20 protein-coding genes and 2 tRNA genes are annotated in these 25,294 nt (G+C 71.8%); 16 read left to right on the top strand and 6 right to left on the bottom strand.

Annotation, left to right across the window (positions count from 1 at the left end; genetic code table 11):
• Nucleotides 1-68: 68 nt before the first annotated feature.
• The gene (gene cmk / locus MOTC310_RS13745; RefSeq protein ID WP_331302234.1) at nucleotides 69-707 is read right to left on the bottom strand and encodes a (d)CMP kinase; all 639 of its coding nucleotides are present in this window, start codon (nucleotides 705-707) and stop codon (nucleotides 69-71) included.
• 5 nt (nucleotides 708-712) lie between these two features.
• The gene (gene aroA / locus MOTC310_RS13740; RefSeq protein WP_331302146.1) at nucleotides 713-2,062 is read right to left on the bottom strand and encodes a 3-phosphoshikimate 1-carboxyvinyltransferase; all 1,350 of its coding nucleotides are present in this window, start codon (nucleotides 2,060-2,062) and stop codon (nucleotides 713-715) included.
• A 277-nt stretch (nucleotides 2,063-2,339) separates the two neighbouring features.
• On the opposite strand from aroA, the gene MOTC310_RS13735 reads away from it, so the two are divergent.
• From MOTC310_RS13735 to MOTC310_RS13725, 3 genes are all read left to right on the top strand, one after another.
• Nucleotides 2,340-2,726, top strand: a complete 387-nt coding sequence (locus MOTC310_RS13735) for a TIGR02300 family protein (RefSeq protein ID WP_331293353.1) — start codon at nucleotides 2,340-2,342, stop codon at nucleotides 2,724-2,726.
• 151 nt (nucleotides 2,727-2,877) lie between these two features.
• A tRNA-Ala gene (locus MOTC310_RS13730) sits at nucleotides 2,878-2,953 on the top strand.
• A 53-nt stretch (nucleotides 2,954-3,006) separates the two neighbouring features.
• Nucleotides 3,007-3,082, top strand: a tRNA-Ala gene (locus MOTC310_RS13725).
• Between the two features lie 117 nt (nucleotides 3,083-3,199).
• On the opposite strand, the gene MOTC310_RS13720 is transcribed toward MOTC310_RS13725, so the two are convergent.
• Nucleotides 3,200-3,688 carry an Lrp/AsnC family transcriptional regulator gene (locus MOTC310_RS13720; protein ID WP_331293354.1) on the bottom strand — a complete coding sequence of 163 codons (489 nt, stop codon included), beginning with the start codon at nucleotides 3,686-3,688 and terminating at the stop codon, nucleotides 3,200-3,202.
• Between the two features lie 194 nt (nucleotides 3,689-3,882).
• On the opposite strand from MOTC310_RS13720, the gene mdeB reads away from it, so the two are divergent.
• From mdeB to MOTC310_RS13690, 6 genes are all read left to right on the top strand, one after another.
• Nucleotides 3,883-6,558 (top strand): alpha-ketoglutarate dehydrogenase, encoded by a 2,676-nt coding sequence (gene mdeB / locus MOTC310_RS13715; RefSeq protein ID WP_331302145.1) that lies wholly within the window; start codon nucleotides 3,883-3,885, stop codon nucleotides 6,556-6,558.
• Between the two features lie 74 nt (nucleotides 6,559-6,632).
• Nucleotides 6,633-8,009 carry a 2-oxo acid dehydrogenase subunit E2 gene (locus tag MOTC310_RS13710; RefSeq protein ID WP_331302144.1) on the top strand — a complete coding sequence of 459 codons (1,377 nt, stop codon included), beginning with the start codon at nucleotides 6,633-6,635 and terminating at the stop codon, nucleotides 8,007-8,009.
• Nucleotides 8,010-8,017: 8 nt separating this feature from the next.
• Entirely contained in the window at nucleotides 8,018-9,727 is a 1,710-nt protein-coding gene (lpdA, locus tag MOTC310_RS13705) for a dihydrolipoyl dehydrogenase (RefSeq protein ID WP_331302143.1), read from the top strand.
• 322 nt (nucleotides 9,728-10,049) lie between these two features.
• Complete coding sequence (locus MOTC310_RS13700) at nucleotides 10,050-10,658, top strand: hypothetical protein (RefSeq protein WP_331302233.1); 609 nt, start codon at nucleotides 10,050-10,052, stop codon at nucleotides 10,656-10,658.
• A 34-nt stretch (nucleotides 10,659-10,692) separates the two neighbouring features.
• Complete coding sequence (locus MOTC310_RS13695; protein ID WP_331293358.1) at nucleotides 10,693-11,103, top strand: DUF2147 domain-containing protein; 411 nt, start codon at nucleotides 10,693-10,695, stop codon at nucleotides 11,101-11,103.
• A gap of 104 nt (nucleotides 11,104-11,207) precedes the next feature.
• On the top strand, nucleotides 11,208-11,477 hold the full coding sequence (locus tag MOTC310_RS13690) for a hypothetical protein (RefSeq protein ID WP_331293359.1): 270 nt from the start codon (nucleotides 11,208-11,210) through the stop codon (nucleotides 11,475-11,477).
• A 180-nt stretch (nucleotides 11,478-11,657) separates the two neighbouring features.
• Here the strand turns inward: MOTC310_RS13690 and alaS are convergent, their stop codons facing one another.
• On the bottom strand, nucleotides 11,658-14,336 hold the full coding sequence (gene alaS / locus MOTC310_RS13685; RefSeq protein WP_331302142.1) for an alanine--tRNA ligase: 2,679 nt from the start codon (nucleotides 14,334-14,336) through the stop codon (nucleotides 11,658-11,660).
• Between the two features lie 229 nt (nucleotides 14,337-14,565).
• Here alaS and MOTC310_RS13680 point away from each other — a divergent pair, with 229 nt between their 5' ends.
• The 5 genes from MOTC310_RS13680 (at nucleotide 14,566) to MOTC310_RS13660 (ending at nucleotide 19,233) form a co-directional block, all read left to right on the top strand.
• Nucleotides 14,566-15,732, top strand: a complete 1,167-nt coding sequence (locus MOTC310_RS13680) for a transglycosylase SLT domain-containing protein (RefSeq protein ID WP_331302141.1) — start codon at nucleotides 14,566-14,568, stop codon at nucleotides 15,730-15,732.
• A gap of 118 nt (nucleotides 15,733-15,850) precedes the next feature.
• Nucleotides 15,851-16,447 carry a response regulator gene (locus MOTC310_RS13675; RefSeq protein WP_331302140.1) on the top strand — a complete coding sequence of 199 codons (597 nt, stop codon included), beginning with the start codon at nucleotides 15,851-15,853 and terminating at the stop codon, nucleotides 16,445-16,447.
• Between the two features lie 167 nt (nucleotides 16,448-16,614).
• Nucleotides 16,615-17,544: a transglutaminase family protein gene (locus MOTC310_RS13670; protein ID WP_331302139.1), complete on the top strand. Its 930-nt coding sequence runs from the start codon at nucleotides 16,615-16,617 to the stop codon at nucleotides 17,542-17,544.
• Nucleotides 17,545-17,619: 75 nt separating this feature from the next.
• Nucleotides 17,620-18,438, top strand: a complete 819-nt coding sequence (locus tag MOTC310_RS13665; RefSeq protein ID WP_331302138.1) for a transglutaminase-like domain-containing protein — start codon at nucleotides 17,620-17,622, stop codon at nucleotides 18,436-18,438.
• Between the two features lie 147 nt (nucleotides 18,439-18,585).
• Nucleotides 18,586-19,233 (top strand): L,D-transpeptidase, encoded by a 648-nt coding sequence (locus MOTC310_RS13660; RefSeq protein WP_331293365.1) that lies wholly within the window; start codon nucleotides 18,586-18,588, stop codon nucleotides 19,231-19,233.
• 84 nt (nucleotides 19,234-19,317) lie between these two features.
• Here MOTC310_RS13660 and MOTC310_RS13655 read toward each other — a convergent pair whose 3' ends face one another.
• Both MOTC310_RS13655 and MOTC310_RS13650 read right to left on the bottom strand, forming a co-directional pair.
• Nucleotides 19,318-19,653 (bottom strand): hypothetical protein, encoded by a 336-nt coding sequence (locus tag MOTC310_RS13655; RefSeq protein ID WP_331293366.1) that lies wholly within the window; start codon nucleotides 19,651-19,653, stop codon nucleotides 19,318-19,320.
• Between the two features lie 131 nt (nucleotides 19,654-19,784).
• A complete protein-coding gene (locus MOTC310_RS13650) occupies nucleotides 19,785-20,273 on the bottom strand; it encodes a phasin (RefSeq protein ID WP_331293367.1) in 489 nt (162 codons plus the stop codon).
• A gap of 259 nt (nucleotides 20,274-20,532) precedes the next feature.
• On the opposite strand from MOTC310_RS13650, the gene MOTC310_RS13645 reads away from it, so the two are divergent.
• Together MOTC310_RS13645 and acs are read left to right on the top strand one after the other, a co-directional pair.
• Entirely contained in the window at nucleotides 20,533-22,989 is a 2,457-nt protein-coding gene (locus MOTC310_RS13645; RefSeq protein ID WP_331302137.1) for a PAS domain-containing protein, read from the top strand.
• A gap of 309 nt (nucleotides 22,990-23,298) precedes the next feature.
• Nucleotides 23,299-25,245, top strand: coding sequence for an acetate--CoA ligase (gene acs, locus MOTC310_RS13640; protein ID WP_331302136.1), 1,947 nt, complete (start codon nucleotides 23,299-23,301; stop codon nucleotides 25,243-25,245).
• Nucleotides 25,246-25,294: the final 49 nt, after the last annotated feature.

Genomic DNA, 25,294 nt, shown 5'->3' with positions numbered 1-25,294 from the left:
GTCGGGGACGGCGCGTCCGCAATAGGTGAGCGGGCCCGGGGGGTCAACACGAGCGAGGTGGACAACCCTCAGGCCGCGTCGCCGCGGGTCCGCTCAACGATGTCCCGCGCCTCGTCGAAGGCCGCGTCCGCGTCGAGCTCCGTTGTGTCGAGCCGGACGGCGTCGTCGGCCATGCGGAGGGGCGCGGCGCTGCGGGAGGCGTCCCGGGCGTCGCGGGCCTCGATGTCGGCCAGGATCGCCGCGAAGGTCGCCGCCTCGCCGCGGCCGGCCAGCTCCCGGTGGCGGCGGCGGGCGCGCTCCTCGGAGGACGCCGTGATGACCAGCTTCACCGAGGCCTCGGGGCAGACCACCGTGCCGATGTCGCGCCCGTCGAGTACGGCCCCCTGCGGATCGGCCGCGAAGCGGCGCTGCCACGCGAGCAGGCCGGCGCGGACCTCGGGCACCGACGAGACGCGGGAGGCCGCCTCGCCCATGGCCCGGTCGCGCAGGCGCGGGTCGTCGAGCCGGCCGGCGTCGAGGGCCAGGGCCGCCCGCGCCGCCGCCGCGGAATCGTCCAGCGACAGGCCGGCATCGAGCAGGGCCAGCGCCACGGCCCGGTAGAGGAGCCCGGTGTCGAGATGCGGCAGGCCGTAATGGTCGGCCAGACGCTTGGCGAGGGTGCCCTTGCCGGACGCGGCCGGTCCGTCGATCGCGATGACGAGCGGCATGGAGGTCACGCCTCGATCCGGCCGCCGAGGGCCTGCATGGTCGGGAGGAAGCTCGGGAAGCTCGTGGCGATCATCGCGCCGTCATCCACCGTGACCGGGCTGCGCGCCGCGAGGCCCATCACCAGGAACGCCATGGCGATGCGGTGGTCGAGATGGGTCGCGACCGTCCCGCCGCCCCGCGCCGCCGCGCCGTCGCCCTCGACCACGAGGTCGTCGCCCTCGACCGTGTGGCGGACGCCGTTGGCGGCGAGCCCGGCCGCCACGGCGGCGAGGCGGTCCGATTCCTTGACCCGCAGCTCGTGGAGGCCGTTCATCCGGGTCCGGCCCTCGGCGAAGCTCGCCGCCACCGCCAGCACCGGGTACTCGTCGATCATCGCGGGCGCCCGCTCGGCCGGGACATCGACGCCGGTCAGGCGGCTCGCGCGCACGCGCAGGTCGGCCACGGTCTCGCCGCCCTCCTCCCGCTCGGCCACGCGCTCGATCTGCGCGCCCATCTCCAGGAGCGTCGTGATCAGCCCGATGCGCAGCGGGTTCATCATCACGCCCTCGATCACCACGTCGGAGCCGGGCACGATCAGCGCCGCCACCAGCGGGAACGCCGCCGAGGACGGGTCGGCCGGCACCACCACGTCGGTGCCGCGCAGGGTCGGCTGCCCCGTCAGCGCGACCCTGCGGCCGTGGCCGTCCGGCCCGTGCGGCGCGACGCTGACCGCGGCGCCGAACAGGCGCAGCATCCGCTCGGTGTGATCGCGGGTCGCGGCCGCCTCGATCACGGTCGTGACGCCGGGGGCGTTGAGGCCGGCGAGCAGCACCGCGGACTTGATCTGCGCCGAGGCTGCCGGGGTCTCGTAGGTGATCGGGATCGCCTCCTTGGGACCCCGCAGGGTCAGCGGCACCCGCCCGCCCTCGGCCTCGGCGAGGACCTGCGTGCCCATGCGGGTCAGCGGGTCGAGGATGCGGCGCATCGGCCGCGACCGCAGGGAGGCGTCGCCGTCGAAGGTCGCGGTGACCGGCTGCCCGCCGACCACGCCCATCATGAGGCGAGAACCGGTGCCGGCATTGCCGAAATCGAGCACCTCGGCCGGATCGCCGAGGCCGCCGATGCCGACGCCCCGGACCCGCCAGCTCCCGGCCCCGAGCCGCTCGACGCCCGCGCCGAGGGCCTTCGCGGCGGCGGCGGTGCGCAGGACGTCGTCGCCCTCCAGCAGGCCTTCGACCCGCGTCTCGCCCTGGCTGAGCAGGCCGAGGATCATGGCCCGATGCGAGATCGACTTGTCGCCGGGCGGGCGCAGGCGCCCGCGCAGCGGGGCGCCCGGCGCGGCGGTGAGGGGCTGAGGACTCGAATCGTGCGACACGGGACGTCCGTTCGGGCTCTGAGAAGTGGGTCTGGATCCGGCGCGTCGCGCGGCCCTGCCGCGGCGCTGCAATCGGACGGTGACATCGCCGCGCGGTTAACACGGGCACCGCCCGGCGTCATCCATCCCCATCCATCCGTATCCGTCCGTGACCCGCGCCGATCCGCGGGAGCGCGCCGCCCGGAAACGCCCCCGCACGGGCTCGATTGACAGGGGCCGCCACCGCGACTAACGGGGCCCCTCCCCCGAGACAGTACTGACGACGAGGTGTCCGCCCGTGGCCCGACCGGAACTTGGCTTGAAGCGCCAGTGCATGAGCTGCGGCGCGAAGTTCTACGACCTCGCCCGCGATCCCGCCGTCTGCCCGAAATGCGGGGCGGTCTACCAGGCCGTGGCGACCTCGAGCCGGGCAGCGCCTCCGGCGCTGTCGCGGAGCGCGGCCACCAACGACGATGAGGACGAGACGGACGAGAAGGGGCCGGAGCTGGTCTCCCTCGACGAGGTCGAAGCCGCCGAGGACGACGCGGATCCGACGCCCGAGGACGAGTCGGTCGAGGACGGGGATTCCAGCGACGACGACACCTTCCTCGAGGAGGAGGACAGCGGCGACGACGACGTCTCCGACCTGATCGACGGCGATATCGAGAACGACGAAGAGGGCTGAGGCGGTCTCCGCCTCCCCCACCAAAAACCCCCGGCGACAGCGAAAAAAGGGGGTTGAGTCCGCGGTGCGAGCCGCCTATAGAACCGGCCTCGCCGGACGCAAGTCGGACGGTGAGACGCCGCGGGACCCAACCGCGGTGGATGACGAAAGTGGGGCCTTAGCTCAGCTGGGAGAGCGCTTCCATGGCATGGAAGAGGTCATCGGTTCGATCCCGTTAGGCTCCACCATCCTACTCTCGCGCGACGCGGACCCGTGAGGGACGTCGACCGCAACACAATTTGGGGCCTTAGCTCAGCTGGGAGAGCGCTTCCATGGCATGGAAGAGGTCATCGGTTCGATCCCGTTAGGCTCCACCACTCATCTCCCGCGCGACGCGGCCGATCCCGGCCTCCGCCCGGAGATCCAGTATCCCGGATTTTGACTTCAAGAGCGGGCGCAGGCGTCCTCGACGCGCCGTCATCGCCCATGACGGCTCAGCGGGTCAGGTGCCCGAGCGGCAGGGCGGTCGTGTACTTCACCTGTCCCAGGGCGAAGCTCGAGCGGATATTGGCCACACCGGGGATCCGCGTGAGGTGATCGAGGACGAGCTTCTGGTACTGGCCCAGATCCTCGACCACGACCCGCAGCATGTAGTCGGCCTCGCCGCTCATCAGGTAGCATTCCATCACCTCCGGGCGGCTGCGCACCGCCTCGTCGAACGCCCGGAGCGCGGCCTGGGTCTGCTTCTCCAGCGAGACGTGGACGAACACGTTGACTGCGAGCCCCAGGCTCAGCGGGTCGACCACCGCCACGCATCCGCGGATGACCCCCGCCTCCTTCAGGTCGTTGACGCGGCGCCAGCACGGCGAGGTCGACAGGCCCACCCGCTCGGCGAGATCCGCGATGCTGATCTCGCTGTCCTGCTGCAGGCATTCGAGGATGCGCAGGCTCGCGGCGTCGAGCGGGGCCGGGCGTGCGGGCATGGGTTCGGTCTCCGGACGAGCGGCGGCGTGGAGCGGCGCGGCACCGGCCGGACCGAGCCGTGCGCGGCATGTTTTTCCGCCTATCGCCGGCCAACCGGAATATCAATCCGCCGGATGCAGTCTCGGAGCAAAGGTTCGGTAAGTCCGGCCGCCCGGATGCTCGTATGATCGGGTCGACCAGGGAGGCCGCGCCGATGAACGCCATACCGCCGAAAGCCACGATCGCGCGGTCCGCCGAGGTGGACCACGACCCGACCGAGACCCAGGACTGGCTCGCCGCGCTGGAATCCGTCTTCCGCACCGAGGGCGCGGCCCGGGCCCGCTTCCTCCTCGACCGCCTGGAGCGGCGCTCGAAGGAGATCGGCATCCTCGACGAGGCACTCCCCTACTCGCCCTACCGGAACACGATCGCGCTGGAGAAGCAGCCGCGCTACCCGGGCGACCTCGACATCGAGGAGCGCCTGACCTCGATCATGCGCTGGAACGCCCTCGCCATGGTGGTGCGCGCGAACATGGCCTACGGCGAGCTCGGCGGCCACGTGGCCAGCTACGCCTCGGCGGCGGAGCTGTTCGAGGTCGGGTTCAACCACTTCTTCAAGGGCGGCGCGGACGGCGATCTCGTCTACTTCCAGCCGCATTCGGCGCCGGGCGTCTACGCCCGGGCCTTCCTCGAGGGGCGGCTCTCCGAGGAGCAGCTGAAGCATTACCGCCAGGAGATCGCCGGCGATGGCCTGTGCTCCTACCCGCATCCCTGGCTGATGCCGGATTTCTGGCAGGTCCCCACCGGCTCCATGGGCATCGGCCCGATCCACGCCGTCTACCAGGCGCGGTTCATGCGCTACCTCGGCAACCGCGGCCTCGCCGACACCGCCGGGCGGCACGTCTGGGGCGTGTTCGGCGACGGCGAGATGGACGAGCCCGAATCGATCGGCGGCCTCGCCCTGGCGGCGCGCGAGAACCTCGACAACCTGACCTTCGTCATCAACTGCAACCTGCAGCGGCTCGACGGGCCGGTGCGCGGCAACGGCCAGATCATCCAGGAGCTGGAGAGCCTGTTCCGCGGCGCCGGCTGGAACGTCATCAAGGTGCTGTGGGGCTCGGAGTGGGACGGGATCTTCGCCCGCGACACCAACCACGCCCTGCTGCGCCGCTTCGCCGAGACGGTCGACGGCAAGTACCAGACCCTGGGCGCCAAGGACGGCGCCTACAACCTCGCCCACTTCTTCGGCGAGGATCCGGAGGTGCGCGAGCTCGTCGCCCACATGTCGGACGCCGACGTCGACCGGCTGAAGCGCGGCGGCCACGACTTCCGCAAGCTCTACGCGGCCTTCGCGGCCGCCAAGGCCACCAAGGGCCGGCCCACGGTGATCCTGGCCAAGACCAAGAAGGGCTACGGCATGGGCGGCGCGGGCGAATCGCGCATGACCGCCCACCAGGCCAAGAAGCTCGACGTCGACGCGCTGCGCGCCTTCCGCGACCGGTTCGCCCTGCCGCTGTCGGATGCCCAGGTCGAGGGTCTGGCCTTCTACAAGCCGGCCGAGGACGGCGCCGAGATGCGCTACCTGCGCGAGCGCCGCGAGACGCTCGGCGGCGTCCTGCCGGCCCGCCGCCGCACGGCGCCGACCGTCGCGGTTCCGGCGCTCTCGACCTACGCGGGCTTCGCGCTCGAGGCCGGCGGCAAGGAGATGTCGACGACCACGGCGGTGGTGCGCCTGTTCGGCAACCTCCTGAAGCACAAGGATCTCGGGCCGCGGATCGTGCCGATCGTCGCCGACGAGGCGCGGACCTTCGGCATGGCCAACCTGTTCCGGCAGGTCGGGATCTACGCGCCGGACGGCCAGCTCTACGAGCCGGAGGATGCCGGCTCGATGCTCTACTACCGCGAGGCCCGGGACGGGCAGCTCCTGGAAGAGGGCATCACCGAGGCCGGGGCGATCTCGTCCTGGACGGCGGCGGCCACGGCCTACAGCGTCCACGGCCTGTCGATGCTGCCGTTCTACATCTACTACTCGATGTTCGGCTTCCAGCGGGTCGGCGACCTGATCTGGGCGGCGGCCGACCAGCGCGCCCGCGGCTTCCTGATCGGCGCCACGGCGGGCCGCACGACGCTCGGCGGCGAGGGCCTGCAGCACCAGGACGGGTCGAGCCACATGCAGGCGGCCGCGATCCCGAACTGCCGGGCCTACGATCCGGCCTTCGCGTACGAGATGGCGGTGATCGTCGACCGGGGCGCCCGGGCGATGATGGAGGAGGGCGAGGACGCCTTCTACTACCTGACGGCGATGAACGAGAACTACGCCCAGCCCTCCATGCCCGCCGGGGCGGAGGCCGGCATCCTGAGAGGCATGTACCGCCTGTCGGGACCGGAAGGCGGGGCGGCCGCGGTGCGCCTTCTCGGCTCCGGCGCGATCCTGCCGGAGGTGATCGCGGCCGCGGCGCTGCTCGCGGAGGATTTCGGCGTCTCCGCCGAGGTGTTCAGCGTGACGAGCTTCAGCGAGCTCGCCCGCGACGCCCGCGAGGCCGAGCGGCAGGCGATGCTCAACCCGGAGGCCGAGGCGCCGGTCAGCCACGTGGCGGCGCTGCTGCCGGGCACCGCGCCCGTCGTCGCGGCGAGCGACTACGTCCGGGCCTACCCGCAGCTGATCGCCTCCTACGTCGGCGCGCGCTTCGTCGCCCTCGGCACCGACGGGTTCGGGCGCAGCGACACGCGCAGCGCGCTCCGCCGGTTCTTCGAGGTCGACCGGCAGCACGTGGTCATCGCCGCCCTGCACGCCCTGGCCGAGGCCGGCACAGTGCCGCGCACCACGGTGGCGGACGCGATCCGCCGCTACGGCATCGCGGCGGACGCGCCCGCGCCCTGGACGATCTGAGGCCGGGCGCCCCGTCGAGGGGCGCCATCCGCCCCACCCCCTCTCCGAACGCCCGACCTACGGAATTCGCCCGCATGAGCGCCGCGCTGCAGATCGCCCTTCCGGATATCGGCGACTACCGGGACGTGCCGGTCATCGAGCTTCTGGTGAAGCCCGGCGACCGCCTCGCGGTGGACGACCTGATCCTCAGCATCGAGTCCGACAAGGCCACCATGGAGGTCCCCTCCCCGGTCGCCGGAATCGTGCGCGAGTTGCTGGTCTCGGTGGGGTCGAAGGTGTCGGAAGGAACGCCGATCCTGACAATGGAACCCGCGGAGGGCAGCGGGGCCGCACCGGCGCCGGACGCAACTCCCGCTGCCGCGGCGGCGTCGTCCCCCGAGGGGAGCGCGGGTGCCCTCTCCCGACCGGCAGAGGGACAGGGTGAGGGATCAGGGTTTTCCGGGGACGGCGCACCCCTCACCCCGACCCTCCCCCGCACGGGAGAGGGAGCCGGTCGCGCCTCGCCGGAGCCGATCCAGGCCGAGCCGATCCGGGCGACGAGCGGCGACGTCCATGCCAGCCCGTCCGTCCGCCAGCTCGCCCGCGAGCTCGGCGTGAGCCTCGACGGCGTGCCGGCCACTGGGCCCAAGGGCCGGATCCTGCGCGAGGACGTGCACGCCTTCGTCAAGGCGGCCCTCAACGCGCCGGCCCGGGCGCCCGCCGCCGCGCCCGGGATCGGCGCCGGCCTGCCGCCCTGGCCGGAGGTGGACTTCGCCAAGTACGGGCCGGTCCGGCGCGAGCCGCTCTCGCGCATCCAGAGCCTCTCGGGGGCCAATCTCAGCCGCAACTGGCTGACGATCCCGCACGTGACCAATTTCGACCGGGCCGACGTCACCGAGATCGAGTTGTTCCGGGTCGGCCTGAACACGGAGACGCGGACGCCGCCCGCGCGCGTCACCATGGTGGCCTTCCTGATCAAGGCGGCGGCCTCGGCGCTGCGCGCCTACCCGCGGTTCAACTCCTCGCTCGAGGGCGGCGACCTCGTCCTGAAGGACTACGTCCATGTCGGCTTCGCGGTGGACACGCCGAAGGGCCTGATGGTGCCGGTGGTGCGCGACTGCGACCGCAAGGGGCTGATCGAGATCGCCACCGAGATGGCGGCGATGGCCGAGAGGGCCCGGGCCGGGACCCTCCCCGGCTCCGACATGCAGGGCGGCTGCTTCTCGGTGTCGTCGCTCGGCGGCATCGGCGGCGACGGCTTCACCCCGATCATCAACGCCCCCGAGGTCGCCATCCTGGGCGCGGCGCGCTCGCGCACCGAGGCGGTCTGGGACGGCAAGGCCTTCCAGCCGCGCCTGATCCTGCCGCTCAGCCTGTCCTGGGACCACCGCGTCGTGGACGGCGTCGCCGCCGCCCGCTTCCTCGGCCACGTGGCGTCGGTCCTCTCGGACCTGCGCCGCGCCCTCCTGTGACCGCCGCCATGACCGAGACCCTCGACATCCGCGTTCCCGATCTCGGGGACTACGCCGACGTGCCCGTGATCGAGATCCCGGTGGCGCCCGGCCAGCCGGTCGCCAAGGACGAGACCCTGCTGGTGGTCGAATCCGACAAGGCGACGCTCGACATCCCCTCCCCGGCGGCGGGCCGCCTCGCGGAGATGCTGGTCGGCCTCGGCGACACCGTCTCGGCTGGCACCCTCGTCGCCCGCCTCGCGGTCGAGGCGCCCGGCGCGCGCGCCGAGCCGGCCCCCGCGCCGGCCCTCGCCCCACCGCCCCAGAAGCCGCAGGCGGGCGCGAGCTGCGACCTCCTCGTGATCGGCGGCGGACCGGGCGGCTACTCGGCCGCGTTCCGGGCCGCCGATCTCGGGCAGCGCGTCATCCTGGTCGAGCGCCACGCGACCCTCGGCGGCGTCTGCCTCAACGTGGGCTGCATTCCCTCGAAGGCGCTGCTCCACGTGGCCGCGGTGACCGAGGAGGCCGTCCGGCTGGCCGCGCACGGGATCAGCTTCGGCGCGCCGACGATCGACCTGGAGAAGCTGCGGACCTTCAAGGCCGGCACCGTCCGGCGCCTGACCGACGGGCTCGCCCAGATGGCGCGCCAGCGGAAGGTCGAGGTGATTCGTGGAACCGCGCGCTTCACCGGGCCCGACACGGTCTCGGTGACGCTGCACGACGGCGGCACGCGCGACGTCACCTTCACGGGCGCCGTCGTGGCGGCGGGCTCGGCGCCGGTGGCCCTGCCGATGCTCCCGGACGATCCGCGGATCGTGAATTCCACCGGGGCGCTGGAACTGCCCGCCGTGCCGCGCCGGCTCCTGGTGATCGGCGGCGGCATCATCGGCCTGGAGATGGCAACGGTCTACAGCGCACTCGGCGCGCGGGTCGACGTGGTCGAGCGCCTGCCCGGCCTGCTCGAGGGCGTCGACCGGGATCTCGTCAGCGTCTGGACGAAGCGCAACGCTCACCGTTTCGACCGCGTCCTAACGGGGGTCGAGGTCGTCTCCGCCGAGGCGAAACCGGACGGGATCGCCGTGACCTTCTCGGGGGAGGCCGAGCCCGGAACCTACGACCTCGTGCTCCAGGCCGCCGGCCGCCGGCCCAACGGGGCGACGCTCGGTCTCGACGCGGCCGGCGTTGTGCTGGACGGCGGCTTCGTGCAGGTGGACGCCCAGATGCGCACGAACGTGCCGCACATCTTCGCCATCGGCGATTGCGTCGGCCAGCCGATGCTCGCCCACAAGGCGGTGCATCAGGGCCACGTCGCCGCCGAGGCCGCTGCCGGCCACAAGGCCGGCTTCGATGCCGCCGTGATCCCCTCGGTCGCCTACACCGACCCGGAGATCGCCTGGGCCGGCCTCACCGAGACGGCCGCGAAGGCGGCCGGGCGGGCCGTCGAGGTGGCGCGCTTCCCCTGGGCCGCTTCGGGCCGGGCCATCGCCAACGGCGCCGATTACGGCCTGACCAAGCTGCTGTTCGACGCGCAGACCCGGCGCATCGTCGGCGGCGCCATCGTCGGCCCGAGCGCGGGCGACATGATCGGCGAGATCGCGCTGGCGATCGAGATGGGCGCCGACGCCACCGATATCGGCCGGACGATCCATCCCCACCCGACCCTCGGCGAGACGATCGGCCTCGCGGCGGAGGCCGGCCTCGGCCTCTGCACCGACCTGCCGCCGGTCGGGCGTCGCTAGGCGCGTCGTCGGCACCGTGACGGTCGGCGGGCGGGCGGCTCGACGGATCGGCGCGTCTTGTATAGATCTCGGCCCGCATCGCCGACCGGGCCGGGAAGCGGCCCGGTCGGCACGTTCTGCCGGGCCTCGGCGCCGCGGCCTCTGGCGAAGATCTGGTGTTTCAGCTGGGAGGAGATGGTCCGACATGCTGTGGCGCACCGGAAAGTCTTTCCGCCATGCCGTCCGCATCTTACCATTACTGGCGCGGGACAGGCCGACCCGCGACGAACCGCGGCCCGGGAAGCGCGCACGGCCGCTCCGGGCGCCGCGCGTGGCGCTCGCGGTGCTGCTTGGACCGATCGTGGTGAGCGGGCCGCGCAGCTGGGCGCTCGACGCCGGCTTGGCACCGAAGCCTGCCGACGCGCCGGTCGCGGCCGACGAAGCGCAGGTCCTCATCGCCTCGCTGCGGAGCCGCATCCTCGCGGCGCACAGCGCGACGTTCGCCCTCGAGAGCTGGTGCGCCGACCACAGGCTCGCCGGAGATCCGCACCTCGTGGCGGAGCGCGTCCCCGTGGCCGACAAGCCCCTCACCGCGGCGCAGCGCGCGCGCCTGGCGATCGGCCCGGACGAGCCCGTCCGCTATCGGCGGGTGCGTCTCGCCTGCGGGGATCGCGTCCTGTCCGAAGCGGACAACTGGTACGTTCCGGCCCGCCTGACCCCGGAGATGAACGCGACGCTGGACAGCACCCGCACGCCCTTCGGCCGCGTCGTGCGTCCCCTCGCCCCCGTGCGCAACACCGTCGAGGTGCGCGCGCCGGTCCAGAGGGCCGCCCCCGGACCGAACGATCCGCTCTTCGAGATCGACGCCGTGCTGTCGACCGGTGCCGGGCAACCGTTCTGCGAGGTCGTCGAGACCTATCTGGGCGGTGCGCTGCCGCCTGCATCGCGGTAAGAACCCGGCCGCGTTCTCGGTTCGGAGGAATGGAATGGGTTCGAGGTTTCGCCGCACGGTTCTGGCTCTGCTCGCGACGGGCGCGGCGTGCGGACCGGTCCTCGCGGCCGATCCGGCCGGCGTGTGGCTGACGGAGACCGGCAGCTCCCGCGTCCGCATCGCGCCGTGCGGCGGCGGCTATTGCGGGACGATCATCAGCGCCCCCGGGAAGGGCCTGGACGCGAAGAACCCCGATCCGGCCCTGCGCGGCCGCAGCGTCGTCGGCGTCCAGATCCTCGACGCGCGACAGCCCGAAGGCGGCGGTTTCTCGGGCTCCCTCTACAACCCGAACGACGGCAAGACGTATTCGGGCTCGCTGAAGCTCACGGGTCCCGATGCGCTCGAGGTGTCCGGCTGCGTCATGAGCGTCTTCTGCAAGCGGCAGACCTGGACCCGCGTGAAGTAGCGCTCTGCCACGCGCTCCATTCGGCGTCGGTCCCGCGTCGGAACAGCGCGGGATCGATCGCGCGCGCCTGAAGTTGCCCCGGTCTGAAACCGACAAGGATCCTCATGACCCGGACACTTCTCGCCAGCCTCCTCGCCCTCGCCACCGTCGCGCCGGCCAGCGCCCAGGTCGAGGCCCGGCCGGTCGCCCCGGCTCCCGGCGCGCCGGGCGTCGTGAGCCAGCAGAGCGACGCCACCGGGAACGAGGCCGCGGTGACCTATTCCCCGACCGGGCGCCCGGCCGACACGATCTCCAACAACTCGGCGGCGGCCGGCAATGCCAACCAGCCGTCGCGGGTCGCGCCGCAGGGCGGTGGCGGCGGCGGCAATCGGTAATCTGCGCCCGCTCGGTCGCTCCGGTCGACCGGGCCCGATGTTTCGTGACAGGAACAGCGCGGGGTTGCGGGGCGACGCCGGAACGGGCGTGCGCCCCGGCCGGTATCGGCCACGACGAACCCGCGAGACCTGCAGGAGCCGCACCGTCGCCGGTGCGGCCGTTCCGCGTGCCGGTGCGTCTCAGGCAGCCTCGGTGAGGGCCTGGGCGACGGCGTCGAGGGCGGCCTCGGCGCCGGCGCCGTTCGGTCCGCCCGCCTGCGCCATGTCGCGGCGGCCTCCGCCACCCTTCCCGCCGAGCGCCCCGGCGCCGGCCCGCACGAGCCCGACGGCGTCGTAGCGCTCGGTCAGGTCGTCGGTGACGCCGACCACCAGCCCCGCCTTGCCGTCCGGCCCGACGCCGACCACCGCCACGACGCCGGAGCCCAGGCGCTTCTTCTCCTCGTCGACGATCGGCTTGAGGTCGCGCATGTCGAGCCCCTCGATGACCGAGCGGCGGAAGGCCACCCCGCCGATCTCGGTCTGCTGCGCGCCCGAGCCCGGGCCGCCCTCGCCGCCCATCGCGAGCTTGCGGCGGGTCTCGGCCAGCTCGCGCTCCAGGCGCCGCCTGTCCTCCATCAGCGCGGTCAGGCGATCGGGCGCCTCGGAGACCGGCGCCTTCAGGATACCGGCGAGCGCCGCCAGCGTCCGGGCCTCCTCGGCCCGGTGGCGGCGCGCCGCGTCGGCCGTCAGCGCCTCGATCCGGCGCACGCCCGCGCCCACCGCGCTCTCCGCCACGATGGTGATCGCCCCGATATCGCCGGTGCGCGCGGCATGGGTGCCGCCGCAGAGCTCAACGGAGAAGTTCCTGGAGCGGCCCTTCTCCGCCGCGCCGTCGACCGGCAGCCCCATCGAGACCACCCGCACCTCGTCGCCGTACTTCTCGCCGAACAGAGCGCGGGCGCCCGACGCGATCGCGTCGTCCACCGCCATCAGCTTCGTGACGACGGGGGCGTTCTGCAGCAGCACCGCGTTGGCGATGTCCTCGACGCGGGTGAGCTCGTCGGCCTCGATCGGCTTCGGATGGCTGATATCGAAGCGCAGCCGCTCGGGGCTGACCAGAGAGCCCTTCTGGGCGACGTGGTCGCCCAGCACCTGCCGCAGGGCCTCGTGGAGCAGGTGGGTGGCCGAGTGGTTGGCCCGGATCGCCTTGCGCCGGACGGTGTCGACCTTGAGCTCGACCGGCTGGTCGAGGACCAACGTCCCCTCCTCCACGGTGACGTGGTGGACGAACAGGTCGCCGAGCTTCTTCTGGGTGTCGGTGACCCGGGCCCGCACGCCCGGCGCCAGGATCAAGCCGGTATCGCCGACCTGGCCACCCGATTCCCCGTAGAACGGCGTCTGATTGACGAGGACGAGCCCGGTCTGGCCCGCCTCGAGGGTCTTCACCTCGGCGCCGTCGCGCAGGAGCGCCGTCACGATGCCCTCGGCGGTCTCGGTCTCGTAGCCCAGGAACTCGGTGGCGCCGACGCGCTCGCGCAGGCCGAACCACACGGTCTCGGTGGCCGCCTCGCCCGAGCCCTTCCAGGCCTCGCGGGCCGCCTGCTTCTGGCGCTGCATCGCGACCGCGAAGGCGTCCGTGTCCACGCCGATGCCGCGGGCCTTGAGGGCATCCTGTGTCAGGTCGAGGGGGAAGCCGTAGGTGTCGTAGAGCGTGAAGGCGGTGTCGCCGGAGAGCTTGTCGCCTTCCTTGAGCTCACGGCTCTCGGCGTCGAGGATCGACAGACCCCGCTCCAGGGTGCGGCGGAAGCGGGTCTCCTCCAGCTTCAGGGTCTCGGCGATCAGGCTCTCGGCCCGCATCAGCTCGGGGTATGCCTGGCCCATCTCGCGGACCAGCGTCGGCACGAGGCGGAACATGGTCGGCTCGCGGGCGCCCAGGATCTCGGCGTGGCGCATGGCGCGGCGCATGATCCGGCGCAGCACGTAGCCGCGGCCCTCGTTGCCCGGCAGCACGCCGTCGGCCACCAGGAACGACGCCGCGCGCAGGTGGTCGGCGATCACCCGGTAGGAGGCCACCGTCGCGGGCTCCGGCGCCCGCGAGACCGCGTGGGCCACGGCATCGATCAGGGCGCGGAACAGGTCGGTGTCGTAGTTCGAGTGGACGCCCTGGAGGATCGCGGCCATGCGCTCCAGGCCCATGCCGGTGTCGATCGACGGCCGCGGCAGCGGGTTGCGCACGCTCGGCTCCAGCTGCTCGTACTGCATGAACACGAGGTTCCAGAACTCGAGGAAGCGGTCGCCGTCCTCGTCCGGCGAGCCGGGCGGGCCGCCCTGGAGCGCCGGGCCCTGGTCGATGAAGATCTCCGAGCAGGGGCCGCACGGGCCGGTATCGCCCATCTGCCAGAAATTGTCGGAGGTCCCGATCCGGATGATCTTCTCGTCCGGGAAGCCGGCGATCTTCTTCCACAGGCCGGCGGCCTCGTCGTCGTCGGCGTAGACGGTGACGAGGAGCTTGTCAGGCTTGAGGCCGAACTCCTTGGTGATCAGCGTCCAGGCCAGCTCGATCGCGCGGTCCTTGAAGTAGTCTCCGAACGAGAAGTTGCCGAGCATCTCGAAGAACGTGTGGTGGCGCGCCGTGTACCCGACATTGTCGAGGTCGTTGTGCTTGCCGCCGGCCCGCACGCATTTCTGCGCGGTCGCCGCCCGGTCGTAGGCGCGCTTCTCGATGCCCGTGAAGACGTTCTTGAACTGCACCATGCCGGCATTCGTGAACATCAGCGTCGGGTCGTTCTTCGGCACGAGGCTCGAGGACGGCACGACCTCGTGTCCCGCCTTGGCGAAGTAGTCGAGGAAGGTCGACCGGATCTCGTTGACGCCGCTCATCGGGGCTGACTCTGGCAGGACGGACGGGAAAGGGCGGCCGCGCGTCATCCGCCCGGCGCCCGCATGGCGCCCTCTTAAGGAGGGATGCCGCGGGAGTCACGGGCGGCCTGCCCCGAAATCTCCTCGGGACGCCCCAACTCGGCCACAAGCACGGCCGTGTTGTCGCCACATCTGTCAAGCGATGGTGAGTCCGTAGCGCCACGACGGCGTGTGGAGAGTCGGGATAACGATGCAGGGCCGCACGGTCGGATCGCCGAGGACCATCACGGGCAAGCAGGGCCATTTCGGCTCGGGCCGCGCCGACGTGATCGCCGCACAGCCCATGCTGGGCCGTGCCCATGGCAGCCGCCCCGCGCTGTTCCGCTCGCTGCTCACCGTGTCGATGATCGCCGGCGGCCTCAGCGCCGCGCTGATCGGGTCGGGCGTGGACCTCGCCAAGGTCGGCCTGTCGCCGGCCGTGTCCGTCGCGGAGGCCGCCACCGAGATCCCGATGCCGCGCCCGCGCATCCACACCGTCGCCCTGACGACGCCGCTCGAGCAGACGCCGCTGCGCGCCGCCGCCAGCTTCGCCCCGGTGCACGACCTCGATACCGACCTCGGCTCCAACACGGTCGACCGGGTGTCGTACGACTTCCTGCTCTCCGAGAGCGCCGTCGGCGACCCGAACGACATCCTCGAATTCGGCCCGATGAAGATCCGGCGCCACCTCGTGCAGACGATCGTCCGGGCGGCCCAGGCCGTCCAGACCGATCCGGTGCTCCTGATGGCGGTGGCCGACAAGGAGTCGAGCTTCGTCACGGCGGTCCAGGCCAAGACCTCCTCGGCGACCGGCCTCTACCAGTTCATCGAGCGGACCTGGCTCGGCGTGGTGCGCGACTTCGGTGCCAAGTACGGGCTGGAGAAGGAAGCCGCGCTGATCACGTCCGACGCCAACGACCGGCCGGTGATCACCGATCCGGCGGAACGCGCCCGGGTCCTCGAGCTGCGCCGCGACCCGTACCTCTCGGCCCTCATGGCCGGCGAGATGCTGAAGCGCGACGCGGCCCGCATCGCCCTGCGCATCGGCCGCGAACTCACGCTCGGCGAGGTCTACCTCGCCCACTTCCTGGGACCGGACGACGCGAGCGAGTTCCTCGCCAACGTCGTGAACAAGCCGGCCGCCGCCGCCGCGGCCCTGCTGCCGGGCCCGGCCCGGGCCAACCGCTCGATCTTCTTCGCCGCCGGGCGCTTCGTCGGGCGCGGCCGCCACCGCAAGCCCCTGAGCCTGTCGGTCGCGCAGGTCCACGAGAAGTTCGAGGCGATGATGAGCACCCGCGGGACGCGCTATCAGAACGTCCGCGAAGTCTCCGGGATCATGGCGTATGCCGACGCCGAGGCCGGCCTCGCCACGCAGTAACGGCTCTGTGACGCCGGGCGGGTTTCCCGAAGCCCGGCGCAACCAGCGGCGGATTGCCGACTTTCCTCCTCATGCGCCGCGTCCTCGGGCGGCGCGAAAGTCGACTTCGGGGGAGTTCTTGAAAAAGCACCAGACGAGCGCACCCCTGCCGCTCACCGATACGCTGTCACCGGGTCTCCCGCTCGACCAGATCGGTCAGACACTGGCGTCGTTCTACGATGATCTCGTAACCGAGGGCGTGCCCGAGCATCTCGCCGCCCTTGTCCGCCGGGTCCGCCAGAGCGAGAGCGACGAGGCCGCCCGGAGCCGGCCGAGCGTCGTGGCGGCCGAGGCCGATCCGGCCCGCCTCGCCCTCGTCGTCGAGGACGATCCCGAGATCCGTTCGCTGGCCGAGACCCTGCTGGAGGAGACCGAGCTCGACGTGGTTGGCTGTGACAGCGCCGAGGCCGCCCTGTCGGTCCTCCAGGCGCGCGGCGGCGACGTCGCGCTGGTCTTCGCCGATGTCCGGCTGGCCGGACAGATGGACGGCCTCCAGCTCGCCCGCGCAGTATCGACCCTGTGGCCGCGGGCCCGCCTGGTGATCACCTCCGGTCACGGCCTGGCGCGGCCCGAGCTTCCGCCCGAGGCCGTGTTCATCGCCAAGCCCTGGCGCCCCCTCGACGTGCTGGTCGAGGCCGAGCGCGCCGCCGCCGATCCGGCTCCGCCGGTGGTCTGAGGCCGTTCCGCCGCTTTCCCCCCGCCCGCTCTCCGGACTTGCGCGGCCGGGCCCGGCGCGGCGGAGGCCGCGCGATCGGCCGGCGCTTCCGCGGGGGCTCACCGGACATTGGGCCCGGCCCTTGCATCGCCGATGACGGTGTCGGCGCGAGCCCGGAGCCAGCGAAGTTGCCGATCCTCTCCGTCCGTCACCGAACGGTCTACCGGTACCGGCGCCCGGTCGCCTTCGGCGAGCACCGGATCATGTTCAGGCCGCGGGACAGCTACGACCAGCGGCTGATCGCGGCGACCCTCGACATCACGCCCGAGCCGGCCGCCCTGCGCTGGCTGTTCGACGTGTTCGGCAACTGCGTGGCGGTGGCGACGTTCGACACCCGGGCCGAATCCCTGACCTTCGCCTGCGGCATCACCCTCGACCACACGCCGGAGCACGCGCCGGTCTTCCCGCTCGCGCCGCACGCGACCCACTACCCGTTCGGGTACGGCGCCGAGGACATGCCCGACCTCGCCCGCTCGATCGAGCGACAATGGCCGGACCCGCGCCACGAGGTCGATGCCTGGGCGCGGAGCTTCCTGCCGCCGCAGGGCCGGGTCCCGACGCAGGAGCTGCTGGCAGCCATGACGCGCAGCGTGCGGGCGAACTTCACCTATCTCGCCCGCTCCGAGAAGGGCGTGCAGGACCCGCTGACGACGCTGCGCACGAAGCTCGGATCGTGCCGGGACTTCGCGGTTCTGATGATGGAGGGCGTCCGGGCGCTCGGCATGGCCGCCCGCTTCGTCTCCGGATACCTCTACAACCCGCGCAACGACCGCGCGCGCCACGTCGGCGGCGGGTCCACCCACGCGTGGTTGCAGGTCTACCTGCCGGGTGCCGGCTGGGTCGAGTTCGACCCGACCAACGGCATCGTGGGCAACCGCGACCTGATCCGCGTGGCGGTGAGCCGCGACCCGGCCCAGGCCGTGCCGCTGCACGGCTCGTTCTTCGGCCTCGCCAGCGACGATCTCGGCATGCGCGTCGACGTCGACGTGGTGGAACTGCCCGCGGACGGGCCGGCGGCCCGAACCGTGCAGGGGCCGGAGACGTCCCTGGCGCGTTGAGCTTCCTCGAGCACCCGGACCCGGAACGAGCGCGTGGCGACCCCGCGCGGAAGGCGACAGAGCAAGGTAGCCGCGATGAAGATCAGGACCGGTTTCGATATCGCCTTCACGCTGTCGCAGCCGACGCCGATGATCCTGATGCTCAGCGTCCACCCCGCGCGGCTCGGCGACCTGCTGACCCCGCAGGCGATCGGGTTCGACCCGCCGCTTCAGGCGCGCGAGTACCGGGACAGCTTCGACAACATCTGCCACCGCATCGTCGCGCCGCCCGGGCAGCTGACCATTGCGGCGGATTTCACGGTTCAGGATTCGGGTCAGCCCGACCCGGTCGTGCCGGAGGCCCGCCAGATCCCGGTCCAGGATCTGCCCGACGACGTCCTGATCTTCCTGCTGGGCTCGCGCTACTGCGACACCGACAAGCTCTCGCAGACCGCGTGGTCGCTGTTCGGCGGCACGCCGGAGGGATGGGCCCGCGTCCAGGCGATCGTCGACTACACGCACGAGCGGATCCGCTTCGACTATCAGCGCGCCGACGCCACCCGCAGCGCGCACGACGCCTTCATGCAGCGCGAGGGCGTGTGCCGGGACTTCGCGCATCTGGCGATCACCCTGTGCCGGTGCATGAACATCCCGGCGCGCTACGCCACCGGCTACCTCGGCGATATCGGCGTGCCGAAGGACCCGGCACCGATGGACTTCTCGGCGTGGTTCGAGGTCTTCCTCGACGGACCCGAGGGCCCGCGCTGGTACACGTTCGACGCCCGGCACAACCGGCCCCGCATCGGCCGCATCGTCATGGCCCGCGGGCGCGACGCCACCGACTGCGCCATCTCGACCAATTTCGGCTACGCCCACCTCGCGCGGTTCGACGTCCACACGGACGAGGTCACCTGAGCCGCGCCCGCCTTCCTGGGCGCGCGCACCGCACGGCTCAGCTGGCCCGCGTATTCCGCCGGGCAGCAAATTCCGGGCGGGTGTATGGAACTGTCTGCCTATGCTCACGCTTGTAATGGCAAAGGTTATTGCACAGGTAGGCCACTCATGAAGACCACGGTCACCGCACTCGCCGCGCTCCTGGGCGCGTCTGTTCTTGCCGCAACGCCCGTCCTCGCCGCTTCCTCGTACGATCCCTTCGGCTCGGACGGCGCCGACGAGTACTACTCCGATCAGGGACAGTACGGTTACCAAGGCACGTACGCCCCCGGCTACGGCCAGGGCGTGCAGGCCGCTCCGCAGGCGCAGGTGCAGCCGATCCCCCGCGAGATCGTCGCGTTCAACGGAGCCTACGCCCCCGGCACGATCGTGGTCTCAACCGCCGAACGGCGCCTGTACTACGTTCTCGGCAACGGCGAGGCGATCCGCTACGGCGTCGGCGTCGGCCGCCCGGGCTTCAGCTGGAGCGGCACCAACAAGATCACCGCCAAGCGCGAGTGGCCGTCGTGGACGCCCCCCAAGGCGATGATCGCCCGTCGCCCCGACCTGCCGCGCTACATGGCGGGCGGCATCGAGAACCCGCTCGGCGCCCGGGCCATGTATATCGGCAGCACCGAGTACCGCATCCACGGCTCCAACGAGCCGGACACGATCGGTCAGGCGGTCTCGTCGGGCTGCATCCGGATGACCAACGAGGACGTCACCGACCTGTACGAGCGCGTGAAGGTCGGCGCCAAGGTCGTCGTCCTGAACTGAGGGCGCGGCGCGGTCACCCTCGCGCCCGGTCCTGCCTGGTCCGCACGGGCCTCGTCACCCGACCGGGGACGCGGCCCGTCGCGTTCAGGGGACGACGCGGCCGACGGCCGTCTGCGGCGGGCTGAAGGAAGCGATCGGGAGGTCGCAGAAGCAGCGCACGCCGAGGGGCCGCGGCCCCGGTAGCGGACAGGAGAACGGCTTCGGGCCGGTGATCCCCTGCTGGACGGCGTCGCAATTATAGCCGACGGGCGCGCGCTGGGCCCGGCGCGGGACCGGCCGGTATCCGCCGTCGTAGCCCGGATCGTCGTAGTACTGGGCCCAGGCCGCGCTGCTCGGAACGACGGCGGCGAGTGCCAGAGCGGCGACGGCCAGACGGAGAGATCCACGCAGGCCGGATCGGCCGGAAACAGTGAGGCGCATCCCTGAACCCTTCACTCGGCGCGGACTAAAACCCGTCCGCCCGGCGGCTCTCGGCGGCAATACCGGCGAAAACGAGACGGCCCGCCCCCGGATACGGGAGCGGGCCGGAGTCCCCTTCGCCGACGCGAGGCTCAGTGCGTCGCGCGCTCGGCGGCGTCCTGGGCGTTCTGGGCCGTCTGCTTCGCGGCGTCCTGGCCCTGCTCCATGGCCTTGCGGGCCTCGTCGGCGCCCTGCTGCATCGCCGACTTGGCGCGCTCGGCGCCCTGCTGCATCGCGCTCTGGGCGAGGCCGCTGAACTCCTTGGCCTGGGCCTGGATGGCGGCGAACTGGCTGCGCACGAATTCGGCCTGGTGCTGCATCGCCTCTTGCATGTCCCTGGAGCGGACGAGCTTCTGGGCGAGGTCGAAGGCCGCGTTCACGTTCTGCTCGGCATATTCGAAGCCGCGCGAGGAGGTTTCCAGCGCGTTCGAGCGGGCCAGTTCGGCCGAACCCTGTACGGTGTCGGCGGTGCGGCGAGCCGCGCCGATGAAGCTGTCGAACGCCTTGCGGGCCTGCTCGACGCTCTTCTCGGCGAAATCGCGCATCTCGGCCGGAACTTCGTAGTTCGGGGGGTTGCTCATACGTCGTCTCCTCTCTTGATTGGCCTGTGGATGGCGCTTTGTGCGGTGCACAATAACCGATTCGCTGCCATATGCCACCCGCGCTCAAGGCGTTAAGGTTGACATAACGTAAACGTGTGACGGATGCGCCCAGAGTCCAGCGTCGCGGCGCGCGGGAGTTTACAATAGGGCTACGGTCGCGGGTGTTTCTCGGGCAGAGCGAGACCGCGGGGCGTCAGGGTCGGGTTTGGGTTCGAGGTCGCGGGCTTTGGAGACGACAGTGACACCGACGGCCGCTGATGCCCGGTCCGGGTTCGCGACCGCCCTGGCGGCCTGGAAGCGACTGCCTGTCCTGGCGGCCGCGCTGGACGCGTGCGACGCCGTGTATCTCGTTGTCGACCCGTCGGACGCGCGGATCCTGCACGCGTCCGAAGCGGCGGCGGATCTCGCAGCCGCGCTGGCAGGCCCCGCTCTCGCCGGGCTGATCCACCAGATCGGGACGGCGGCGGCCGGCGACGCCACGCCCCGCCTCGCCCGCCTGCGCCTGGATGCCCGCCGGATCGCGCCGCCGGTCCTGTGCTGGCTGGCGCGCGGCGACCTGGCCGATGGCCGGCCGGCGATCCTCGTCGTACCGGTCCGGCGCGACGACCGCTTCCTGTGGCGCATCGATGCCGCGGGGGTGCTGACGACCCTCACCGGCCCGGAGGCTCTCGCCGGCCTGGTTGGGCAGCGCTGGCAGGATCTGGCCGCGAGCGGGCGCCTGTCCGGCGCCGACGCCGTGCTGGCGGCCCTGCGCGACCGGCGCACCTTCCGCGGTGAGCCGGCGGTGCTCGATGCCGGCGCCGGGGCGTTCCGAGTCGACCTGTCCGGCGCCCCGCTCGGGCGGGGCGACGCGGCCTTCTCCGGCTTCGGCGGCTTCGGCCTGATCCGAACCATGCCGGCTGAGAGCCACGCGCCCTTCGCGTCGCCGGTCGCGCTGCCCGCCGCATTGCCGGTCTCGTTGCCGGAACCGGCGCCCGAGCCGGCAGCAGGAGAGGAAGACGGGACCGTCCCCGTCCCCTCCGACGCCGCCGCCGCCGCCGCCGGCGATGGCGAGATCCCGACCACCGTCGACGCGGAGCCCGTCGCCGCCACGTTGTCGAACGATGAGCACGCCGCGTTCCGCGAGATCGCCCGGGCACTCGGCGCCCGCTACGCCGGTGACGAGGCCGACTCCGGATCCGGCGCGCCGAAGGCCGAGAGCGGGGCGGTGATGCCGTTCCCCACCCCGCAGGCCAACGCTGCCGAGACCGCCGCGGTCGCCGACGGTGCCGGTTCGGAGACCGGTACCGCGGATCCCGAGCCGCTCGCCGATGCGGGACCGTCTCCCGAGTCCGATCTCCTCGGCGGGTTGCCGCTGCCGGTGCTGGTCCATCGTGGCGGCACGATCCTCGCGGCGAACCGCGCCTTTCTGGACCTGACCGGCCATCCCGACCTGCCGAGCCTCGCGCGCGTCGGGCTCTCGGGATCGCTGCCAGGCCTGACCCTGGGGGCGATGCCGGATTCGTCCGCGCGCCGGACGACCGTCATGACGGCCGACGGCGGCGCCCGTCCCGTGGAGCTGTTGGCGGGTGCGCTCGCCTGGTCGGGAGCGAGCGCCGCGTGCCTGGTCGTGCGGCCGGTCGCGGAAACCGACGTCGCGGATGCGCTCACGGCCGAGCGCCTCGCCCGCGCCGCGCAGACCGAGCGGACGGCCAGCGCCGAGGCGGCCCTGGACGCGCTGGAGACGGGCGTCGTCACGGTAGACGATGCCGGGCGCATCATCGCGCTGAACCGCGCCGCGGCCAGCCTGTTCGGCTGCGATCCGCGCGAGATCGTCGGCAGCAGCCTCGTCGCCCTGTTCGACCGGCAGAGCGTCCTGACGGTCGCCGACGCCCTGCGGGACGCGGTCCCCGGGCGGCGCACCGTGCGCCTCGCCGGCGCGCCCGTGTCGCTGACCGTGGTCGCGGCGCAGGTGCAGGGACGACGCGTGGCCCTGATCGCGCGCGCCGAGAGCGAGGCCGCGGCGCGCGACGCGGATGGCGGCCCGGACCCAGGGCCGGGTCGCGCGGACGCCCTCGGACGGCTCGACAGCGCCGTCCGCGAACCCCTGACCGGGATGATCGACCTCGCCGGCGCGATGCTGAAGGAGCCGTTCGGACCCCTCGGGGACGCGCGCTACAGGGGCTGCCTCGCCGAGATCAAGGCCTCGGGCGAGGCGATGCTGGAGCGCGTCGGGAAGCTGCTGGACCTCGCCGCCGTCGAGGCCGGATCGCTGCACCTGGAACCGCGCGCCCTCGACCTCAACGACGTCGTGGCCGGCTGCGTCGCCCGCCTCCAGGGCGAGGCGGCACGGGGCCGCATCGTCATGCGGACGAGCTTCTCGACCGATATCGGCGACCTGGAGGCCGACGAACGGTCGGTCAGCCGGGCGGCCAGCCTCGTGATCGAGAACGCGATCCGACGGTCGGTCGCCGGCAGCCAGATCATCGTGTCCACCGGCTCCGCGGAGCGTGCGGCGATCGCCGTGCGGGTGCGCGGCACCAGTGCCGGGCACGCTCCGCCGGCAGAGGCTCCGCGGGGCGATGTCGAGGACGGGCTGGCTCTGCCGCGGGCTCTGGTGGAGGCCAATGGCGGGCGCCTGCAGCTCTCGGCCAGGCCGGAAGACGGCACGCTCGTCGAGATCATCATGCCCACCCATCGCGCGGCCAACGGGTAGCGCGCCGGGGCGACCGCGGCCCGGCGCGTCCGGGAAGCGCCGCCCGAGGGGCGACGGTCGTCGCGGGCGGCCGAAACAGAGGGCTGCCGGTGATAGTCGGCCCGGGCGAGCGCGCTTGACAGCGCAGCATCGAAGCCTCAATCAGCTCTTACATTGCGCCCAATCTATTCACGGGAATTGAGCTGCTCAGGCGCGCGCCAAACTGCGATGATATCGTCATCGTAGATTGTCGGCTACGTTACTTTGGAAGTCCTGGCTGCGCGGCGGAGACCGCGATACGATCGGGCACCAAAACAGGGATGGGACGCCATGGAAGGCAGGGTGATCGAGGTGCAATCCGCGTGGCGCGAGGGCGCACACGTCGATGATGCCAAGTATCGGGAGATGTACGCGGCTTCGGTCGCCGATCCCGACGCGTTCTGGGCCGAGCACGGCAAGCGCATCGACTGGATGAAACCGTTCTCCACGGTGAAGAACACCAGCTTCGAGCCGGGCAAGGTCTCTATCAAGTGGTTCGAGGACGGCACGACCAACGTCGCCCATAACTGCATCGATCGCCATCTGGAGACCCGCGGCGACCAGACCGCGATCATCTGGGAGGGCGACAACCCCGACGAGTCCAAGCACATCAGCTACCGCGAGCTGCACGCGCAGGTCTGCCGGATGGCCAACGTCCTGCGCAACCGCGGCGTCGGCAAGGGCGACCGCGTCACGCTCTACATGCCGATGATCCCGGAAGCCGCCTACGCGATGCTCGCCTGCGCGCGGCTCGGCGCGATCCACGCCATCGTGTTCGGCGGCTTCTCGCCGGATTCTCTCGCGTCGCGCATCCAGGGCTGCGGCTCGAAGGTGGTGATCACCGCCGACGAGGGCCTGCGCGGCGGCCGCAAGGTGCCGCTGAAGGCCAATGTCGACGAGGCGATCAAGCGCCTCGGCACCGACCTGGTCGACCACGTGATCGTCGTGCGCCGCACCGGCGGCAGCGTCGCCATGGAGGCGGGTCGTGACGTCTACTACGACGAGGCGGCCGAGCAGGTGACCGACGAGTGCCCCGCCGTGGCGGTGGAGGCCGAGCACCCGCTCTTCATCCTCTACACCTCGGGCTCGACCGGGCAGCCGAAGGGCGTGGTCCACACCACGGGCGGCTATCTGGTCTACGCTTCGATGACGCACGAATACGTCTTCGATTATCGCGAGGGCGACGTGTACTGGTGCACGGCCGATGTCGGCTGGGTCACCGGCCACAGCTACATCGTGTACGGGCCGCTGGCGAATGGCGCCACGACGCTGATGTTCGAGGGAATCCCCACCTATCCCTCGACGTCGCGCTTCTGGGAGGTGGTCGACAAGCACAAGGTCAACATCTTCTACACGGCGCCGACCGCCATCCGCTCGCTGATGGGCGGCGGCGAGGGGCCGGTGAAGAAGACCTCGCGGGCTTCGCTGCGCGTGCTGGGCTCCGTCGGCGAGCCGATCAACCCGGAAGCCTGGGAATGGTACTACAACGTCGTCGGCGACAAGCGCTGCTCGATCGTCGACACGTGGTGGCAGACCGAGACCGGCGGCATCCTGATCTCGCCGCTTCCGGGCGCCACCGCCCTCAAGCCGGGTTCGGCCACCCGTCCGTTCTTCGGCGTGAAGCCCGAGATGGTCGACGCCGAGGGCAAGGTCCTGGAGGGCGCCTGCGAGGGCAACCTCTGCATCGCGGATTCCTGGCCGGGCCAGATGCGCACGGTCTACGGCGACCATGAGCGCTTCGAGCAGACCTACTTCTCGACCTACCCGGGCAAGTACTTCACCGGCGACGGCGCCCGGCGGGATGCCGACGGCTATTACTGGATCACCGGCCGGGTGGACGACGTCATCAACGTCTCGGGCCACCGCATGGGCACCGCCGAGGTCGAGTCGTCGCTGGTCGCGCACCCGAAGGTCGCCGAGGCGGCGGTGGTGGGCTACCCGCACAACGTGAAGGGCCAGGGCATCTACGCCTACGTGACCCTGAACGACGGCGAGGAGGGCGACGACGCCCTGCGCAAGGAGCTCGTGACCTGGGTCCGCAAGGATATCGGGCCGATCGCCTCGCCGGACCTGATCCAGTTCGCGCCCGGCCTGCCCAAGACCCGCTCGGGCAAGATCATGCGCCGGATCCTGCGCAAGATCGCAGAGGACGATTTCGGCTCGCTCGGTGACACCTCGACGCTGGCCGAGCCGACCGTCGTCGACGATCTGATCGAGAACCGGCAGAACCGGGCCTGATCGCACCCGCGCCGCCACGGCGGCGCGGGTCCGGACCGGGGCGGGTGCC

Origin of the sequence: Methylobacterium oryzae, from assembly GCF_036441375.1 — a bacterium.
Classification (GTDB): Bacteria; Pseudomonadota; Alphaproteobacteria; order Rhizobiales; family Beijerinckiaceae; genus Methylobacterium; species Methylobacterium oryzae_A.
This window is presented reverse-complemented; position numbering and strand designations above follow the sequence as displayed.

Excerpts from the sequence above, each read along its gene's own strand:
- cmk (WP_331302234.1), bottom strand. The coding sequence starts at position 707 with ATGCCGCTCGTCATCGCGATCGACGGACCGGCCGCGTCCGGCAAGGGC.
- MOTC310_RS13720 (WP_331293354.1), bottom strand. The coding sequence starts at position 3,688 with ATGCCCGCACGCCCGGCCCCGCTCGACGCCGCGAGCCTGCGCATCCTC.
- mdeB (WP_331302145.1), top strand. The coding sequence starts at position 3,883 with ATGAACGCCATACCGCCGAAAGCCACGATCGCGCGGTCCGCCGAGGTG.
- MOTC310_RS13710 (WP_331302144.1), top strand. The coding sequence starts at position 6,633 with ATGAGCGCCGCGCTGCAGATCGCCCTTCCGGATATCGGCGACTACCGG.
- lpdA (WP_331302143.1), top strand. The coding sequence starts at position 8,018 with ATGACCGAGACCCTCGACATCCGCGTTCCCGATCTCGGGGACTACGCC.
- MOTC310_RS13695 (WP_331293358.1), top strand. The coding sequence starts at position 10,693 with ATGGGTTCGAGGTTTCGCCGCACGGTTCTGGCTCTGCTCGCGACGGGC.
- MOTC310_RS13690 (WP_331293359.1), top strand. The coding sequence starts at position 11,208 with ATGACCCGGACACTTCTCGCCAGCCTCCTCGCCCTCGCCACCGTCGCG.
- alaS (WP_331302142.1), bottom strand. The coding sequence starts at position 14,336 with ATGAGCGGCGTCAACGAGATCCGGTCGACCTTCCTCGACTACTTCGCC.
- MOTC310_RS13680 (WP_331302141.1), top strand. The coding sequence starts at position 14,566 with ATGCAGGGCCGCACGGTCGGATCGCCGAGGACCATCACGGGCAAGCAG.
- MOTC310_RS13665 (WP_331302138.1), top strand. The coding sequence starts at position 17,620 with ATGAAGATCAGGACCGGTTTCGATATCGCCTTCACGCTGTCGCAGCCG.
- MOTC310_RS13660 (WP_331293365.1), top strand. The coding sequence starts at position 18,586 with ATGAAGACCACGGTCACCGCACTCGCCGCGCTCCTGGGCGCGTCTGTT.
- MOTC310_RS13655 (WP_331293366.1), bottom strand. The coding sequence starts at position 19,653 with ATGCGCCTCACTGTTTCCGGCCGATCCGGCCTGCGTGGATCTCTCCGT.
- MOTC310_RS13650 (WP_331293367.1), bottom strand. The coding sequence starts at position 20,273 with ATGAGCAACCCCCCGAACTACGAAGTTCCGGCCGAGATGCGCGATTTC.
- acs (WP_331302136.1), top strand. The coding sequence starts at position 23,299 with ATGGAAGGCAGGGTGATCGAGGTGCAATCCGCGTGGCGCGAGGGCGCA.